Origin of the sequence: Pseudokineococcus marinus (assembly GCF_013004605.1) — a bacterium.
Taxonomy (GTDB): Bacteria; Actinomycetota; Actinomycetes; order Actinomycetales; family Quadrisphaeraceae; genus Pseudokineococcus; species Pseudokineococcus marinus.
The window spans coordinates 1-4,270 of the sequence record NZ_JABEMA010000265.1 but is presented as its reverse complement, the minus strand read 5'-3'; the positions used below and the strand labels follow the sequence as shown (position 1 = coordinate 4,270).

General features: G+C 79.0%; 4 protein-coding genes. 2 read left to right on the top strand and 2 right to left on the bottom strand.

Translation table 11 applies throughout. The features are described from left to right. A partial coding sequence (locus tag HLB09_RS13685; protein WP_171203901.1) for a glycosyltransferase occupies positions 1-835 on the bottom strand: 835 nt, incomplete at its 3' end. Positions 836-1,213: 378 nt separating this feature from the next. On the opposite strand from HLB09_RS13685, the gene HLB09_RS20095 reads away from it, so the two are divergent. Further along, positions 1,214-2,635: a peptidoglycan DD-metalloendopeptidase family protein gene (locus tag HLB09_RS20095; protein WP_171203900.1), complete on the top strand. Its 1,422-nt coding sequence runs from the start codon at positions 1,214-1,216 to the stop codon at positions 2,633-2,635. 77 nt (positions 2,636-2,712) lie between these two features. Further along, entirely contained in the window at positions 2,713-3,312 is a 600-nt protein-coding gene (locus HLB09_RS19470) for a GNAT family N-acetyltransferase (protein WP_171203899.1), read from the top strand. Positions 3,313-3,343: 31 nt separating this feature from the next. Here HLB09_RS19470 and HLB09_RS13670 read toward each other — a convergent pair. Next, on the bottom strand, positions 3,344-4,270 hold a 927-nt coding region (locus HLB09_RS13670), incomplete at its 5' end, for a hypothetical protein (RefSeq protein ID WP_212771072.1).

Here is a 4,270-nt window from a genome sequence, read left to right as displayed (position 1 = left end):
CCCGGCTGCGGGCCTCGGCGTCGGCGGGCCCCGTGGCCATCGACCCGAAGCCGGCCACGACCACCGGGGCGCCGGCCGCCCGCGCGGCGGTGATGAAGACCTCGATCTCGGGGTCCGCGACGGCGTCGGCGCCGTCGTGCCACGGCCCCGTGACGTGGGCGGTGCCCGGCCAGTCGGCCGGCCGCGGCACGAGGAGAGGGCTCACCGGGCACAGCACGGCCGCCGGGGGAGCCAGGGCGCCCGCGGGCAGCCCGTGCGCGACCCGCAGCCGGCGCAGGTCCGGACCCAGCGCCGCCCCCGCGGCGGCGGTGGCGCGGTAGGTGAGCCGGTTGAGGCGCCGGCCCAGGTCGCGCGCGGCGACGCCCGCGGCCGGGAACGCGCCGGTCGCCGTGAGCGCGGGCACGGTCTCGACGAGGACGTGCGGGACGTCGAGCAGTCCGGCGGCGAGGGGCGCGGAGAGCACCTTGGGGTGGGCGACGACGACGTCGGGCCGGACGTCGCGGGCCGTGCCCACCGCCGAGGCCAGCAGCGCCCGCAGGGCCGGGTGCACCGTCGACCGCCACGCGCGCAGCGCCGCCGCGGGCGAGACGCCCTGGCGGGCGACGAGGCCCCCGAGGTCGCCGTCGAGGAGGACGACGCGGAAGGGCTCGGCCGCCGGCCCCCTGCCCAGCCCTGTCACCATGCTGCGCGTCGCGCCGAGCACGACCTCGTGGCCCCGGCGCGCGGCCTCGCGCGCCAGCGCGACGAACGGCTCGACGTCTCCGCGCGAGCCGGCCGTGAGCAGCAGCAGCCGCCGCGGACGCGCGGTGACGACGTCGTCTCCGGACGAGAGCACCCCCCGATCCTCCCAGCAGCGGGACGCCCCTCCCAGCGTCCCTCGGACCTGTTCGTCGGAGGTGACCGTGCACGGTCACCTCCGACGAACAGGTCCACGAGCCGGAGGCACCCCACGCCGGCGGATGAGGACGAAGACGCCGGATGTCGACGATCCGGGCGTCCCAGGTGGTTCACAGCCTGCTCATCGCTGGCTACGGTGTGCCAGCACGAGGTGCCACCCAGGTGCCGACGGCGCTGTCCTCCACCCCCGACCGCGAAGGCGCTGCCTGCTGTGGAGCACTCCGGCCGACCTCTGCCCGCCGCCGCACGAGCGACCCGACCCGCGCGGCCCCTCGTCGTGCGCCGTGCGCGCCCTCCGCGCCGGGCGTCGAGGGCCGTGCTCGCGGCGTCGGCCCTGGCGCTGACGACGAGCCTCCTCGCCGTCCCGGCGGCCGCCGCGCCGGAGGCCAGCCAGCCCGAGGAGCGGAAGGCCGCGGTCGACGCAGCCCTCTCCACGCTGCAGCAGGACCTCGTGGGCACGTCCGAGGAGCTGCAGGGCGCGTACGCCGAGTACGCCGCCGTGCAGCAGCAGCTGCCCGGCGCCCGCTCCGCCGCGGACGCCGCCCGCTCCGAGCGCAGCCGGGCCCGGGCCGAGGCCGACGAGCTCGCCCAGCGGCTCGCGTCCTCGACCGCCGCCCAGGAGGCGGCCGCCGAGGCCGTGGCGGGGACGGAGGAGGCGATGGCGGAGCACCGGACCTCGGTCGGCCGGATCGCGGCGTCGTCCTACCGCGGCAACGGGATGCCGGAGATGCTCGCGCTCGCCATGGGGTCGGCGAGCACCGACGACCTCGCGTCGCGCTCGGCCGCCCTCGCCGGCCTGAGCACCACGCAGTCCGCCGTCCTCGCCGACCTGTCCTCGGAGCAGGCCGTGCGCACGAGCGCCCGCGCGCGGCTGGAGGCCGTCACCGAGCAGGTCGCCGACCTCGAGGCCGAGGCGGAGCGCCAGCTCGTGCGCGCCCAGGCCGCCGAGGCGGCCGCCGAGGCGCGCCAGCGCGAGGTCGAGGACCTCGTGGCGCGCCAGGACCGGGCCGTCGCCGTCATCGAGGCGCGCCAGGCCGAGGAGGAGGAGCGCCTCGACGCGCTCCAGGCGGAGTCCGACGCCCTGGGCGCGCAGCTGCGCGCCATCGCCGAGGAGGAGCGCCGCGTCGCCGCCGAGCAGGAGGCCGCGCGCGAGGCGGAGCGTCAGGCGGCCCGCGAGGCGGAGGAGCGCGCCGCGCGCGAGGCCGAGGAGCGGGCGGCCCAGGAGCAGGCGGCCCAGCAGGCGTCCCAGGGGTCGTCCGGGTCCTCGACAGGATCCCGCGCCGCGGCGGCCCCCGCGGCCGCCCCGGCGCCGCCCAGCGCGGTGAGCCGCGGGTCGTCGTCGGACCGCGGCGGACGGCTGCTGCGGCCCGAGGGCCGCCTGTCGTCGCCCTTCGGCATGCGCATGCACCCGATCCGCGGCTACCTGCGCATGCACAACGGGCAGGACTTCGCCGCCGGGTGCGGGACGCCGGTGCGGGCCGCCGAGGACGGCACCGTCGTGTCGGCCGGCTACAACGGCAGCTACGGCAACATCGTCGTCGTCAGCCACGGCCTCATGGACGGGCGCTCGGTGGCCACGGCCTACGCCCACCTGCAGGGCTTCGCCGTCCGCTCCGGGTCGGTCTCCCGCGGACAGGTCATCGGCTACGAGGGCACGACGGGCGGCTCGACGGGATGCCACCTGCACTTCGAGGTGCGCGTGGACGGCGCGCCCACCGACCCCATGGCGTGGCTCTGAGGCCCTGACGCCCTGACGCCGTCGCGGCGCTCCGGGCTCGGCCCGGGGTCGTCGGTCGTCCCTGCGACGATCGCGGCGTGAGCACGTCGAGCACCTCCTCCGGTCGTGGGACGTCCCCGGCCGCCCCGCTCCGCACCCGCGTCGTCCCGCCCTCGGGCGGTCCGGGCTCCGCCGAGGACCCCGCGCTGCGCGAGGACCTCCTGCGCACCTGGGTCGACGTCTCCGAGGCCGGGGGCAGCGTCGGCTTCGTCCCCCCGGTCGACCCGGCGGCGGTCGCCGTCGCGCTCGACGGGACGCTCGCCCGGGTGCGCGAGGGCCGCGACGTGCTCGTCGTCCTCGAGGAGGCGGAGGACGGGGTGGAGCGGCTCCGCGCCGTCGGCATGGGGGTCCTGCTCGCCGGGAGCACGCCCATCACCGCCCACTGGCGCACGGTGGTCCGCCTCATGGTGGCGCCGCACCTGCAAGGTCGGGGCGCGGGCCGCCGGCTGCTCGCGGCGGTGCACGCGGCGGCGCGCGACCTGGGCCTCGAGCAGCTCTCCCTCACCGTCCGCGACGGCCAGGGCCTGCAGCCCTTCTACGAGCGCGCCGGCTACGTCGTCGTCGGGCGCCACCCCGGGGCCCTGCGCGTCGGCCCGGGCGACGACCGCGACGAGGTGCGGCTGGTCGTCCGGTTCTGAGCCGGGCGGCTCCGCCCGGCGGCCGACCGGTTCAGCCCGTCGGGCCGATGGGCTCCTCGCCCTCGGTGAGCCCGAGGTGCAGGTGGTCCGCGTGCAGGTCGTCGCTGAAGAAGGCCGGCCCGGCGGGGCCGTCGAGGTCCACGGGGCCGCCGACCTCGGTCGCCCCGGCGGCCCCGGCGGCGCGCATGGCCGCCTCGACGACGTCGAGGGACGCCGGGTCGACGACGAGCCGGCCGTCGACCCGCCACACGTCGAGGGCACGACCCCGGGTGTGGTTCGAGAGCCGGTCGGTGCCGAAGACCTCCGCCGGGTGCCCGGTGCGCGCCACCGACACGGCCACCTCGTGCGCGGCCGCGAGGCCCAGCAGCACGGCGAGCGCCTCGTCGCCCACCGCCCCGGCGCGGACGTCGGCGGCCGCGTCCTCCGGCAGCTCGACCCGCGGCGAGGCGAGCACCTCGAGGGCCAACGGGCTCGGCGCCGCGCCCGCCGGCCGGGGCGCGGGCGGCTGCACCGCCGTGACCCGCCACGCCCCGTCGGGCGACGGCGACAGCCGGACGTCGAGGGTCGCACCGTGCTGAGACGCCTCGCCCTGTCGTCCGCGCCGCTCCTGGCGGGCCACCACCATGACGCTCGCCGCGTCGGCCGTCAGGCCGCCGTACTGCGGGTACACGACCTCGGTGGCCGCGGTGAGGGCATCGGGGGCGACGAGCGGCCCCAGGGCCGCGGCCAGAGAGGTGCGGTCGGCGCCCGGCGCGAGCAGGTCCGCCGCCGCGAGGCGCTCGACGAGCGCCTCGCCCGCACCCTCCAGCCCGGCGCCGTCCTCCGGCCCCCGCTCGTCCTGCGGCGCCGTGGCGGCCCACGTCCCCGCGACCTCGACGGCCCGCGCCGCGGCCTGCTTCACCTCCGGCCGCACCTCGCCGGGCCCCGCGCGCCACGGCGCCGGTGCCGGCAGCGGATC